Raw genomic sequence first — 12,226 nt, forward strand, 5'->3', positions numbered from 1 at the left:
GGTACTGATTAACGCAGAACCTATGCTAAGTAGTAGAGATTGCCCGACTCCCGACCATTGTAAGATGGCGATGTAGCCATCTAGAGAAAAGTGGTGCAAGCCAACGGGAGGAATATAGCCCAATGAGGAGAGTATGACCCCAAGTAGGCCGGGAACAACTGGGGCAATACAGATGACAATAATCAGCAAATAGCTTGCTCTAAACATCGGGCTTTATCTCAGTCTCTTTAGTGGCCGTAGCGTTGTTGCCATTCGGCTTCAAGCGCCGTTTGCCAACTTGGATGTGGCTCGGCGATTGATTTAAACAGCTGAGTTTTCTTGGCGCTGCCACTTAAGAACTCATTTTGTAATACCGATGGATCTCCCCAAATGGAAAGATCACCTTTACGAGATTGTGCTTCCGGACTGAGTAAGAAATTGATCGCAACCAATGCGCCTTCTTTGGCGCTCGCATTCCAAGGAATGGCGAGAAAATGAATGTTAGAAAGAGCCCCTGTTTCAAACGCGTAGGAGCGGGTAGAGGCCGCTAGCGTTCCATTTGCTTGAGCGGAAAAAACAGCATTGGGGTTAAAGTTGATGGAAAGATCAAGCTGACCATCATCAAGCAATTGCAGCATCTGAGCAGAACCGCTGGGAAACTGCTTGCCTTGACGCCAGGCCACAGGATGAAATTCATCAAGATAGCGCCAAAGAGGTGCTGTCACTATGGCAAAATTTTGTTCATCCACAGGCTTAGACAGTGCAACATCGTTCTCTGTTAGTTCAATCAATAAGGCTTTAAGGAAACTGGTGCCATGAAACTCTGGAGGACGAGGGTAACTAACACGATTAGGAAATGCCTTTGCGTAGCTCAACATTTCTGAAAATGAACGGGGTGGGTTATTGAGCTTTTCCTGATCGTAAATAAACACCAGTTGTCCTACACCCCAAGGCGCTTCAAGGCCAAGAGTCGGCTCTGAAAAATCTTGATCGATCGGCAGTGAGGAATCAACATATTGCCAGCTAGGTAAACGCTCCGTAAATGGACCATACAATAAACCATTATTTTTCATGGACTTAAAGTTTTCACCATTAATCCATACTAGATCGACACTGCCATTATTATTTTTAGCGGCCGCCTTTTCTGCAATAAGCCGTGTTGTTGTCTCGGCAATATCGGTCACTTTCACCTGTTTTAACTCGATACCGTAGCGATCTTGAAGCTCGTTGCCTGCCCAGCGGATGTACTCATTAATCTCTTGGCTGCCTCCCCACGCGTGAAAGTAAACGGTTTGTCCTTTAGCTGCATCTGTGGTTTGTTGCCAAGTTTGCGCTGACGCGGAAAGTGCGAAGGCACACGTGCAGAGTAAGGTGATGAGCTTTTTCATAATTATCCTTAAAGATCGCTTTATTCAGTGACTTAGTGAATAGACCGGAGATATTTCCATGTTCATTCATTATGAACGAAAAAAAACAAAAGATCTGAATTGGTAAGAAAAAGCAGAAGTCGCAGATAGGTGAATGATGTGTGAGGTGGTCTACGGAAATGGCAGCCTGGTGGAGCAGACTGCCATGAGAAGAATGACTAAAATTAATTTACCCAATCACGTAAAGTAAAGGTGAGCGTGTGAACCTCATTTTTAAGCGTTAGGCTATCTTTAGTCAGATTGATCTCGCTCCAATCTGACAATGTTTGAGAAAACGCCTGCTCGGTATCCATGACATCACCGATACACATCATCATGGTCATGCCCATTTTTTCGATGCGGAATTGGTTGTCTTTTAGCTCGGCTTGCCCAAAAAAGTTATTGCAACCTGCGTTACCGCTAGCCATCATCTTTTCGCCGATTTCTAATCGCGGTGCTTTTTGTTTGTCATTATTGACCACGTCCTTGCCATCAATTTGCACCAGTTGCCAATTGTGATGCTGCAAATCTTGAGCGGTAATGCTTTCTACATCACCATTACTTGCACAGGCACTCACCAATACAGGTAGCGAAATTGCGGCTAGCCATTTTTTTGAACTAAACTTCATCGTATTAGACCCCAGAATTTGGAAAACGCGCACAGTATATAAAATTGAGTACTGTTTTTGTCAGTATAAGGTGATTGTTTTATATGCGTCACAGTTTGCAATCAGGAAGTGACACACGTTACTCTTATGTGGCGGACATTAAATTGGAAAAATAATTGAGTAACCATGGAGCAACTCGAATTTTTTAAAGTGCTGAGCCCTTGTATCGGTGTATGTTCAGTTGATGACAAAGGTTATTGCCAAGGCTGTATGCGTAAAAGGGAAGAGCGTTTTAACTGGCTCTCAATGACTACTGCGCAGCAACTGCATGTCATAAAATTATGCCAACAGCGCTATAAGCGGAAAAAACAGAAACAACAAGCGCAAAACAAGGCAGATTCCGAGCCAGAAACGAACCCGCAGCGCGATCTGTTTTAATCAATTACTTCATTCCCCAAAAATCACTGACCCAACCACCAGCATGTTCATCAAAATGATTACCGTGAAAACGTTTATTCACATCGGGTTGTTCCATGTTGGGTTTTTCTGTCAGAAGCTGTTGAATATAGTTCGCCATTGGATCCGTACGTTGGTGCCGCGTTACAACATCTTTTATCAGTTGTAATCGATAAGTGGAACTTGCGCGTTTCATTTCTATAACCTCCATTGTTGTGGTAACCAATAGAAAAAATAGAAGCGATCCAGTACAGCGTCAATCAAAGATCTGCTTAAAATTTGCTCAATTTTATGATTAAAAATTAACCGCCTGATTTGGCTCGATTAAAGCTCTTTAAGCCATAGAATCTATTTAAAGAGAGATCGCTCTCGAAATTTTGTGATTGCTTTTTAGTGTTGCAACCGAATGGGCGACCCCATCACATAAACATATTTATAAAATCAATAATATCCACTCTGTTTTAATGAAAGCCTGTTTATACGTATGAGTATGTTATGAAACTAAAAATTGTTACTAGCGCAATACTTGCTTCTATTGCCGCTTCTTCTTTCGCTGCTGATGGCGATATTCATCAAGTTACCATTCTTGGTACTTCCGATATTCACGGGCATTTTATGCCATGGGATTATGCTGCTGACAAACTGAATATGCAGGGGAGCCTAAGTCAAATCGCCACCAAGGTTAAACAGATACGAGAGCAAGATAAAAACGTTATTTTAGTGGATGCGGGAGATACGATTCAGGGAAACTTTGTTGAAACGTTTAAGCATGAAGCCGTAGACCCTATGATGCTCGGTTTTAATGAGATGAACTACGATGTTTGGGTGCTGGGTAACCATGAGTTTGATTTTGGTTTATCGGTATTAAATCGCTCCTTGACTCAATTTAAAGGCCGAGCGTTAGCCGGGAATATTCAGAGGCCCGATGGCAATCCATTCTTACCCGCCGCAACAATTATTGAAAAAAATGGCGTCAAGATCGGTATCATTGGAATGGATACTCCGATGACACAAGTGTTTGCTGAAGGCACTAATCGCCTTGAAGGCATGAGCTTCACTAACCCAACACTTGAAGTGAAAAAAGTGATTGGGCAGATAAAAAATGATGTCAATGCGATCGTTTTGGTTGCGCACATGGGGCTGGATAACGAAAACGACATCAAAGATACGGGCGTATCTGATATTGCCAATGCTAACCCAGAAATCGATGCCATTGTTGCTGGCCACATGCACACTAAAATTGATAAAGCGACGGTAAACGGTGTCATCATTACCGAGCCTGACAAATATGGACGCGTTTTATCTCGAATCGATTTCCAATTTGAAGAAAAGGATGGTAAATACACGCTCGTTCATAAAGACAGCTTCACTTACCCTATAAAAGGTGTTGATTCTGATTCGAAAATGGAAACGCTGTACGCACCTTATCATCAACGCTTACGAGAAAATGCCAATCGCGAAATTGCGATACTTGACGGAGTCGACTTGGTTCCTGATGATGAAATACGCGGTATCCCTCAAGTGCATATTCAAGATACCGGCATCAGTGCGCTGTTTCAGGAAGCCAGTTTTTTCTACGCGCCAAAAGCAAACGTGATCGCACTGCAAATTGATAATGACCAAGCTCAACTTGATACTGGCCCAATCAAAGCAAAAGATATCGCGTTTAACTATCAATATGCTGGTGGTGAAATTACGGTTTACCAAATGACAGGTAAAGAGCTGCGCACCTACATGGAATGGGCCGCTGGGTATTTCAATTCCGTCTCGCCAGGCGATGTGACTTATAGCTTTGATCCAAAGCGGCGCGCATCGAAATACTCAACCAATGATTTTTTTGCGGGTGTCACTTACACCATTGATCTTACTCAACCTGCGGGTAAGCGAATTAAAGATCTGCGTTTTGCTGGTGGACAACCGATTGATGATACTAGTGATATTCGGTTGGGTATGAATAGTTACCGAATGGGGCATTTGACGCAGAAAGGGGGTAGCCTTGAAGGGCGGTCATTCCCGATTATTTTTGACTCGGAAGCGGAATATGGCGAAGAGGAAGGAACTATTAGAAACCTAACGATCCGCTATCTCACCCAAGAGAAGCAAGGCCGCTACGAAGGGAAACCAATGCAACGTTGGAAGCTGGAAGGTTTGCAAGGGTATGAATCGGAACGTGCCATCGTGAAAGCTCTAATTAATAGTGGCCAAATTGATGTACCAAGTAGTGATGATGGGCGTTATAGCAATATCGCCTCAATCAATGTTAAAGCACTACTTTTTACCAATAAGGCCGCGGCTGAAGAGGCGATCAATGCGCGTATTTTGCAAAGTAGCCAAGCTTCTGATGCTGAAAAACAGCGTATCAATCGAGAGATTGTATTGCTCAATGCATTGAATGCTAATGTTTTAGATTAGCTAAAGTTTTAAATTAACGGTTAAGGCTCTGGCCAAAAGTCAGAGCCTACTACTTTAACGACTAACTCATCAATAACCAGAATCCAACGCCTATCATCAATGAGCCTGAAATACGGTTCATTAGACGCACATTTTTTGAATGCCCTAGAGCTCGTTTTAACCCTTTGCCACCTGTTGCGTAAAGTGTCATACAGACAAATTCTGAGACCATAATAATGGACACCAGCAGTAACAGTTGAGGTGCAAGTGGTGCTTCACTATTAATAAAAGGCGGAAGTAGGGAGATCATAAACGCCCAGCCTTTAGGGTTAGCAATCGCGGTCACAAAACCTTGCACGACAAGATCCCAGTCTTTGTTATGGGGAGTGACCTGTGAGTCGCTACTGAGGGCAAGCTTGCCTTTTGAGCGCCACATCTGAATGCCTATATAGCCAAGGTAGATGGCACCGATGGTTTTGAATCCGGTAAAGAGCCAAGGGTAATTGAGCATAATCGAAGCCATCCCCAAAACGGCTGCGATGGAAACGAACGCCACACCGACGATCTCTCCCATCATCATCCATAAAGTTCGGCGATAACCAATACTCATCCCAAGACTCAGTGCCAATGTCATGCACATACCTGGAGTAATCGAAACAAAAAAGAATGTTGGTATAAATGCCAGAAGTAAAGTACTGCTCATTAATCAATCCGTGTTGAGAGGCAAGAGCTCTAGCATACACATTAATTACAATCTTCACTATTTCACTTTGCTGTGCAATTGACGACAGTGCTACTTACGGATTGAAACCAATAAAGATGACCGTTTGGGATGATGAAGCATAGATAGGATGCACAGAGATGAAAAAAGCCGCATTGCTGCAGCTCTTTCGTTGTTATGGCTTACTTCTTACGATTTTTTAGTCGATTCATCATGTTCAAACGACGTTCTGCTGAGGCTTGATCCGGCTTTTCGTCATTTGGGTTGTTACGACGGCCTTGGCGATCTTTGTACGCCGCTTTTGTGTGAAGTTTTTCAATGTAGGCATCACGCTGTTTAGGCTCATAACCTGGCTGCTCAACACGGCGGATGCGTTGCTGGATAAGGTTTTCAACCTGAACAACAGTCAACTCTTCTTCGCGGCTGACAAATGAGACAGCATGTCCCTGTTTGCCAGCACGACCAGTACGACCTATGCGGTGTACATAATCTTCGGCGAGAAATGGCATGTCATAGTTAACCACGTGCGGCAGGTCGACGATATCTAAACCACGTGCAGCCACATCGGTCGCAACCATGACACGCACTTTGCCTTCTTTAAATTCTTCAAGAGCGCGTCGACGTGCACTTTGTGCTTTATCGCCATGACATAGCACGGCCTTGATGCCATCCAATTTCAGCTCTTTAACCACGTCATTAGCCGTCTCTTTATAGTTCACAAACACTAAGACTTGTTGCCAATTTTTGCGGCCAATCAGCTCAGACAGCAGTTCCGTTTTACGCTCTTGATCGACAGGGTAAACCACATGCGCCACTGTTGCGGCCGTGGTATTGGCACGATCGGCATTAATGCGTTTGGGTTTGCGTAAAATATCGCCCGCCAGTTGGTTAAGCTGGGTGGATGTAGTGGCCGAGAACATCATGATTTGCGGTGAGGTTTCCACTTCCAGCATGATTTTACGCACGGGATTGATGAACCCCATATCTAAAATTCGATCTGCTTCGTCGAAAACCAAAAACTCAAGGTTGGCGAGTGAAACATTACCTTCACTTAAATGCTCTTCTAATCGGCCAGGGGTCGCGACCAAAATGTCCACACCCATTTCAAGCTGACGAACTTGAGAAGACATTTTATTTCCACCGTAAACAGCAGCGACACTGAGTTTGGTGTACTTGACGTAGTCTTTAATGTTCTGGGCAATTTGCGCCACTAATTCTCGCGTGGGTGCCAAAATTAAGCCTCGCGCTGTTTTAGGCGAAGGTTGCTTGCCGCTATCTAACAGATGTTGAATAACGGGCAGTGCGAATGCTGCGGTTTTGCCTGTGCCAGTTTGCGCCGTTGCAAAAATATCATGCCCTTTACGAGCCTCGGGAATGGCTTGTCGCTGAATGGGGGTAAGTTTTTCATAGCCGCATTCAGTAAGCGCTTTAACAAGTTCAGGTGCAAAACCTTGAGATGAAAATGACATTTAACGGGTTCCTTAAGCAGACAGCCTACAGTTCTTAATTTTAGCCGTGCACTATATAGGATTTAGAGTGATTTATCTCACGTTTATCGTGATCAGTGATAAATTTCCTACATTATTGACCAATTGTATTTGAGTTCACAAATGAGATGAATTGGTGATTCATAGCGGTTGCCTATCTTTCTATTATGTTTTTACTTCAGAAGCCGATAATAAATGGTAGACTCTCAACACTTGCGTAGCATCATGATGACGCAGAAGTAATTAACCTTGATAAAGGATGCATAGACGCCATGGACAATGCAGATTTTGTACAGAAACGGCAATATTACCGCTTAAAGTATCCAAAGCGGGCAAGACCTACCGTAAAAATTGATGATCAGCTATTCCATGTCTGTGAAATATCAGAGCAAGGCATTCGTATCTCAATGCCGAGAGTGACTACCTTATATTGTGGTCTATCGATGTCTGGTACGGTGCAGCTACGCAGCAACAATACAGTCAAAATTGCAGGTCAAGTACTGCGCTTTCAACAAGATGAAGTCGTGGTTCAACTATCCAATGGTCCTGCTTTTAAGCACATGGTTGAAGAACAGCGTTATATTCGCCAAAGATACCCGTCTTACTTCTCGTCTTTACGTTCTGCTTAAATCAAAAACTGTCTGCGTTGAAACGAGCGGTGCGTGCTTCTGCGATTGTGCAGTGCGTAATGTGCATAAGTTCGGCGAGAGTGATTGATGGGTTTTGTTTAACAAGCCTTACCAACTTGGCTGATTTGGGTTCAAGCTGTTCCTGATATTCTGCCAGTTTGTCTTTGAGTCTCGTTATTAGAAATTGCATGGCCAGTGAATAAAGCTCTCTGAGCCGATTTGCCAATAATTCAAGTTGCGTTACCTCACCACTGATTTGCCAATTTCTGGAACGTCGTATTCGTTTCAGGTCGCACTGATATTCTCTCGCCAGCATTTTTGCTTTTTTCGCATTTTCTCCACCAAGCCGATGAATCAATGAGGGGAGGGAAATCGTGATGATCATAATAGCCATGTTCTTGTTTGAATGACTTTCCGTTATAACACGGTCTTATAAAACGGTGAAACCCCGATAGTTGGTAGCTGTCGGGGTTTCGAATTTTTAGATTTCTCGGATGGTAAGGCCGATAGTCTTTATGCAAAAGGTTGGATTTTATCCAACTAATTCCTTGGTAGGAAATTAGATACGGATGAAGTCCATGTGCTCAACTTTTGGCTTGAACACGTGACGTTGAACGTCTTGTGGCTTAACTTTTACTTCTGCGCCATCAATTACTAGAGTAATTGCTTCGTAGAATTCTGGTTTGTCCATTTGGTTGATCACGTCAGAATGATCCAGTGCGATAGCAACTGGCGCTGCTTCACCACCGTAAACAACTGCTGGGAATTGGCCCGCGTGACGTAGGCGGCGGCTCGCACCTTTACCTAGTTCAGTACGTACTACTGCTTCGAATTTCATAGTTTTTACACTCAAATTAGTAAAAATAAACTTCACATCTGCAATGCGACCTTGCTGATGTGGTATAGCTTTGATAGTGAATTAATGATTACTAACAAAACGAGCGCGGATACTAGCACTCTATCTAAGATGGGGCAATAGAAAATCCCTTGCAGCATCGATTTATTGCAGTGTTACAAAGGACCGTGACAGTCTTTATTGCTTAATGTCGAGTTCGATTTCGTCCATTAAACCGAACGAAAAGTCAGCACCGCTTTTAACCCCCCCATGGTGCTAGTCGATAGGGTTAGCGTACCGCGATAACTGTGCGCCATTTCACTGACAATATTCAACCCAAGCCCCGATCCAGAGGTTGTTTCGTCTAAGCGCACGCCACGCTGTACCGCTTTGGCCAGATCTTGCTCAGCAATACCTGGGCCATCGTCTTCGATGTGGATTTCTACCCAGCCTTCTTCTCGATTTTTTGCGTGAACTCGAACTAAAGAAGCTGCCCATTTGTAGCTATTTTCCAGTAGGTTGCCGAGCATCTCGTCGAGATCGGTTGGGTCAACGGCAACCTCTAGATCAGAATCCAACTCATTAACTAACGTGATTTCACGCTGTGCGTAAATTTTGTCAAATGCCATAGAAATAGCATCTACCCGTTCGCTTGGATTGGCTTTTACCGCAAGAATATTCATTGAGCCAGCCATGCGCGCGCGCCCTAGATGGTAGTTAATCTGCTTTTGTAACTGTTCAATCGGTGTTCTGAGTTTCTGCTGTTGTACGAAATCAAGATGATCGATCTCATTGCGCAGTACAGAAATCGGTGTTTTTAAAGCGTGAGAGAGATTGCCTGCATGATTACGTGCACGTTCAAGCAATTCTTGATAGTGGAATAACAGTGCATTCAAATCATTGACTAACGGAAAGACTTCTTTTGGGTACTCGTCACTGAGACTGGCTTGTTGACCTTTGCGCAATGCGGCCAGCTCTTTTTGCATTTTCCCTAACGGCCGTAATGACCAACTGACTTGCAAGCCAATCAGCACCAATACACCACTGAAGAGCAGACCTAGTATCATCCACAATTGGCTAATTACGCTGTTTAAAGTGTCTTGTAATGGCGCTTCATCAAGACCGATGGTAATGGTGATAGGAGAAGGGAAGTCTGGTAAGTAGATGATTTGTTCAATGACGATCAGTTTTTCATCTCTTGCGCCTTTGACGATGCTTTTCAAGCCATGTTTTTCGCTGGTAAGGCGCTTATCCCACAATGAGCGAGAACGAAGCGATTGATCATGGCTTGAGGCCGTCCAATAAAGGCCGCTGTAGGGTTGGCTAAAACGAGGGTCGGAAAGGCGCGACGACAGCACTAGATTCCCTTGCGGTGTCGCTTCCAAGTTCGCCGTGATTTCATCCATCGCTAAGCGTAGCTGACTTTGCACATCATTGACTAGGTAGTCTTTGATCAGTGTGGGAATGCCAATTCCCGCCGCTAAAATCATGGTACCTAACCAAAACGTTGCCGCGAGCAGTAAACGACTTTTTAAACTGAGGCGCTTTAAGGCCGAGGTTTTATTTTGCATTAAGCTGGTATCCCAGTCCTCTCACGGTTTTGATAATGTTGTTATTGATTTTTTTACGGATGCGGCCAATAAACACTTCGATGGTGTTGGAGTCTCTATCGAAATCTTGTTTGTAGATGTGTTCCACCAGTTCAGTCCGTGAAATGACTTTGTCGGCATTGTGCATGAAGTAGGCAACCACTTTGTATTCCAGTGCCGTCAAGCTCACCGCTTGACCTTGCCACATCACTTTAGAGGTTCGAGTATCAAGGCTTAAGTCACCGATTTGCATCACAGGGGAAGCGTTACCTGATGCTCGGCGCAGTTGTGCGCGGATACGAGCGGTTAATTCCACCATCTCAAATGGTTTGGTGAGGTAATCATCCGCTCCTGCATTTAAGCCCTCGACTCGTTGAGTCAAACCGTCTCTTGCACTGAGGATTACAATGGGCGTATTGATGTTTTCATCTCGAATGCCTTTCAATACGGTGAGCCCATCGAGCTTGGGTAAACCGAGGTCAAGCACAATCACATCCCACTCTTCTGATGTAGCGCGATAGAGTGCATCAATGCCATCTTGTGATAATTCAGGCACCCAGCCGGTCTGTTCAAGCGCTTCTACAATTTGTTCCCCAAGACGAGGATCGTCTTCGACTACCAATATTTTCATGGTTATTCTCTATTTTTTGATGATGTCGCGTAGGTTCCTGCCACGAATAGCCATTAGTTCTAATGTGCTTGCATTATATTCTACGCGGATAACTCGGTTGTCATGCATCAGTTTTAATTCGTAGACCCATTCACCATCATCTTCATCTAACTCTACCTTGATAACTCGGCCATTGAGTTCTTTATCTATCGTGGCATAAAGCTCAGACAATGGATGAATTAAACCTTTTTGAACTGCCGCGTAGACCTCGTCTTGATCCTCATCAATCTCTACCTTGGTTCCTGGCTTATAAGTGTCTTGAACCCAATCGTGTACATCACTGCTCGCAGCTAAAGTGGGTAAGGATAATGATGAGAGCAGCAGTAAGCGTGCGAAAGCTTTACCCTTTTTGAACAACATGTTGCGCCCCCTGTAAATAAGATGAACAGAGTATAAATGACCTTACATGAATAGAAAGTGAATCATCGGTTTTGTAGCTCATCTTCAAAGATCTTATCGCGCATTTTCCAAAATCGTCCCACTTTTCGCGCAATGACAAATTGTGGTGGACGAAAACGGTGTTGATGAGCCACTACTTTGCTTGGTGAAGATTGATCAAAAGGGCGATGCTTATCGGCTAGGTGTGGTCGCACAAATTGGTCGTGGAACACCTGTTTCTGTTTCTTGGTGGTTAGTGGCCAAAATTCGTGGACTTGTGCATCGTTCTCACCACGATAGGTAACGCGCAGTTGCGCTTTTCCACTTGCATCTTTATGTACATTCAAATCCATTTCGATACATTCAAAAACCAATGCATCTTTGAGGTTGAGTGCCTCTTTGAGCTTTTTATCAGGGTCAACCAGTGTTGCGTCACATTCATGGCAGATACGTGCGGCGATATCGTTGTCAGCCCCACACTCACCGCAATATTTTGCTCTAAAACGGTAACCACAGTGTTCTCGTTCGCCACTTTCTTCGTCTGTAAAATAGCCTTGGCAACGTCGACCATAGTGTTCAAGCAAAAAACCAGCGGCATCGAGTTTACCCCAAAAGTTGTTATTAAAACCGCAGGCCGGACAGGGAATGGTAATAATTTCACTGTTGGGATCGGGCTTTGGCTCACCGACTTCTGGTTGATAAAGATCATAGTTATTGCCCGCATAATCCAATACCAAACATTCGGTTTTTCCTGTGGATAAGCGTAGCCCACGTCCGACAATTTGCTGATATAAACTGATGGACTCGGTGGGGCGTAAAATCGCAATCAGGTCAACATGCGGAGCATCAAAACCTGTGGTTAATACCGACACGTTAACTAAGAATTTGATTTGGCGCTGTTTAAACTGCTTGATGATGGTGTCGCGTTCAGGGGTCGGCGTGTCACCAATGACGATGGCAGTTTCGTTATTGGGCAGTAATTGCACAATTTCTTGGGCGTGGCGAACGGTGGCCGCAAAGATCATTACTCCCTGTTTTTGCTGTGCTAGTTGGATGATTTGTTGAACAATCTGTGGT

At 44.1% G+C, this 12,226-nt stretch carries 14 protein-coding genes and 1 pseudogene; 3 read left to right on the forward strand and 12 right to left on the reverse strand.

The window, feature by feature from the left end:
* The 3 genes and pseudogenes from AACQ21_RS00530 to AACQ21_RS00540 form a co-directional block, all read right to left on the reverse strand.
* Positions 1 to 207 (reverse strand): annotated as a pseudogene (locus AACQ21_RS00530) (thiamine ABC transporter permease); the annotation flags it as partial.
* 20 nt (positions 208 to 227) lie between these two features.
* The gene (locus AACQ21_RS00535; RefSeq protein WP_105976542.1) at positions 228 to 1,367 is read right to left on the reverse strand and encodes an ABC transporter substrate-binding protein; all 1,140 of its coding nucleotides are present in this window, start codon (positions 1,365 to 1,367) and stop codon (positions 228 to 230) included.
* Positions 1,368 to 1,570: 203 nt separating this feature from the next.
* On the reverse strand, positions 1,571 to 2,014 hold the full coding sequence (locus tag AACQ21_RS00540; RefSeq protein WP_026028018.1) for an META domain-containing protein: 444 nt from the start codon (positions 2,012 to 2,014) through the stop codon (positions 1,571 to 1,573).
* Positions 2,015 to 2,179: 165 nt separating this feature from the next.
* Between AACQ21_RS00540 and AACQ21_RS00545 the strand changes: the two genes are divergently transcribed.
* Complete coding sequence (locus tag AACQ21_RS00545; protein ID WP_105976543.1) at positions 2,180 to 2,431, forward strand: DUF1289 domain-containing protein; 252 nt, start codon at positions 2,180 to 2,182, stop codon at positions 2,429 to 2,431.
* A 4-nt stretch (positions 2,432 to 2,435) separates the two neighbouring features.
* Here AACQ21_RS00545 and AACQ21_RS00550 read toward each other — a convergent pair whose 3' ends face one another.
* A complete protein-coding gene (locus AACQ21_RS00550) occupies positions 2,436 to 2,645 on the reverse strand; it encodes a hypothetical protein (RefSeq protein ID WP_026027723.1) in 210 nt (69 codons plus the stop codon).
* A 299-nt stretch (positions 2,646 to 2,944) separates the two neighbouring features.
* On the opposite strand from AACQ21_RS00550, the gene AACQ21_RS00555 reads away from it, so the two are divergent.
* A complete protein-coding gene (locus AACQ21_RS00555) occupies positions 2,945 to 4,861 on the forward strand; it encodes a bifunctional metallophosphatase/5'-nucleotidase (protein ID WP_105976544.1) in 1,917 nt (638 codons plus the stop codon).
* A gap of 61 nt (positions 4,862 to 4,922) precedes the next feature.
* Here AACQ21_RS00555 and AACQ21_RS00560 read toward each other — a convergent pair whose 3' ends face one another.
* Positions 4,923 to 5,543, reverse strand: a complete 621-nt coding sequence (locus AACQ21_RS00560; protein WP_088728812.1) for a LysE family translocator — start codon at positions 5,541 to 5,543, stop codon at positions 4,923 to 4,925.
* A gap of 200 nt (positions 5,544 to 5,743) precedes the next feature.
* Complete coding sequence (locus AACQ21_RS00565; protein ID WP_094123731.1) at positions 5,744 to 7,030, reverse strand: DEAD/DEAH box helicase; 1,287 nt, start codon at positions 7,028 to 7,030, stop codon at positions 5,744 to 5,746.
* A 290-nt stretch (positions 7,031 to 7,320) separates the two neighbouring features.
* On the opposite strand from AACQ21_RS00565, the gene AACQ21_RS00570 reads away from it, so the two are divergent.
* The gene (locus AACQ21_RS00570; protein WP_017046184.1) at positions 7,321 to 7,677 is read left to right on the forward strand and encodes a PilZ domain-containing protein; all 357 of its coding nucleotides are present in this window, start codon (positions 7,321 to 7,323) and stop codon (positions 7,675 to 7,677) included.
* A gap of 1 nt (position 7,678) precedes the next feature.
* Here the strand turns inward: AACQ21_RS00570 and AACQ21_RS00575 are convergent, their stop codons facing one another.
* From AACQ21_RS00575 to AACQ21_RS00600, 6 genes are all read right to left on the reverse strand, one after another.
* A complete protein-coding gene (locus AACQ21_RS00575; protein WP_105976545.1) occupies positions 7,679 to 8,071 on the reverse strand; it encodes a ribosome recycling factor family protein in 393 nt (130 codons plus the stop codon).
* 165 nt (positions 8,072 to 8,236) lie between these two features.
* Complete coding sequence (gene rplY, locus AACQ21_RS00580) at positions 8,237 to 8,515, reverse strand: 50S ribosomal protein L25 (RefSeq protein ID WP_010318386.1); 279 nt, start codon at positions 8,513 to 8,515, stop codon at positions 8,237 to 8,239.
* A 227-nt stretch (positions 8,516 to 8,742) separates the two neighbouring features.
* Positions 8,743 to 10,083, reverse strand: a complete 1,341-nt coding sequence (locus tag AACQ21_RS00585) for an ATP-binding protein (RefSeq protein ID WP_105976546.1) — start codon at positions 10,081 to 10,083, stop codon at positions 8,743 to 8,745.
* Entirely contained in the window at positions 10,073 to 10,732 is a 660-nt protein-coding gene (locus tag AACQ21_RS00590) for a response regulator transcription factor (RefSeq protein WP_010318384.1), read from the reverse strand. The genes AACQ21_RS00585 and AACQ21_RS00590 overlap by 11 nt, the downstream gene beginning before the upstream one ends.
* Positions 10,733 to 10,741: 9 nt before the next feature.
* Entirely contained in the window at positions 10,742 to 11,131 is a 390-nt protein-coding gene (locus AACQ21_RS00595; RefSeq protein ID WP_010318383.1) for a PepSY domain-containing protein, read from the reverse strand.
* Positions 11,132 to 11,193: 62 nt separating this feature from the next.
* The coding region (locus AACQ21_RS00600; protein ID WP_258174178.1) for a DEAD/DEAH box helicase at positions 11,194 to 12,226 on the reverse strand (1,033 nt) is incomplete at its 5' end.

It is taken from the genome of Vibrio sp. V01_P9A10T6, from assembly GCF_963877065.1.
In the GTDB taxonomy this organism is placed as follows: Bacteria; Pseudomonadota; Gammaproteobacteria; order Enterobacterales; family Vibrionaceae; genus Vibrio; species Vibrio anguillarum.

Coding starts and splice junctions, on each gene's coding strand:
- AACQ21_RS00595 (WP_010318383.1), bottom strand. CDS start 11,131: ATGTTGTTCAAAAAGGGTAAAGCTTTCGCACGCTTACTGCTGCTCTCA.
- AACQ21_RS00555 (WP_105976544.1), top strand. CDS start 2,945: ATGAAACTAAAAATTGTTACTAGCGCAATACTTGCTTCTATTGCCGCT.
- AACQ21_RS00535 (WP_105976542.1), bottom strand. CDS start 1,367: ATGAAAAAGCTCATCACCTTACTCTGCACGTGTGCCTTCGCACTTTCC.
- AACQ21_RS00560 (WP_088728812.1), bottom strand. CDS start 5,543: ATGAGCAGTACTTTACTTCTGGCATTTATACCAACATTCTTTTTTGTT.
- AACQ21_RS00575 (WP_105976545.1), bottom strand. CDS start 8,071: ATGGCTATTATGATCATCACGATTTCCCTCCCCTCATTGATTCATCGG.
- AACQ21_RS00550 (WP_026027723.1), bottom strand. CDS start 2,645: ATGAAACGCGCAAGTTCCACTTATCGATTACAACTGATAAAAGATGTT.
- AACQ21_RS00545 (WP_105976543.1), top strand. CDS start 2,180: ATGGAGCAACTCGAATTTTTTAAAGTGCTGAGCCCTTGTATCGGTGTA.
- AACQ21_RS00590 (WP_010318384.1), bottom strand. CDS start 10,732: ATGAAAATATTGGTAGTCGAAGACGATCCTCGTCTTGGGGAACAAATT.
- AACQ21_RS00540 (WP_026028018.1), bottom strand. CDS start 2,014: ATGAAGTTTAGTTCAAAAAAATGGCTAGCCGCAATTTCGCTACCTGTA.
- AACQ21_RS00570 (WP_017046184.1), top strand. CDS start 7,321: ATGGACAATGCAGATTTTGTACAGAAACGGCAATATTACCGCTTAAAG.
- AACQ21_RS00585 (WP_105976546.1), bottom strand. CDS start 10,083: ATGCAAAATAAAACCTCGGCCTTAAAGCGCCTCAGTTTAAAAAGTCGT.
- AACQ21_RS00565 (WP_094123731.1), bottom strand. CDS start 7,030: ATGTCATTTTCATCTCAAGGTTTTGCACCTGAACTTGTTAAAGCGCTT.
- rplY (WP_010318386.1), bottom strand. CDS start 8,515: ATGAAATTCGAAGCAGTAGTACGTACTGAACTAGGTAAAGGTGCGAGC.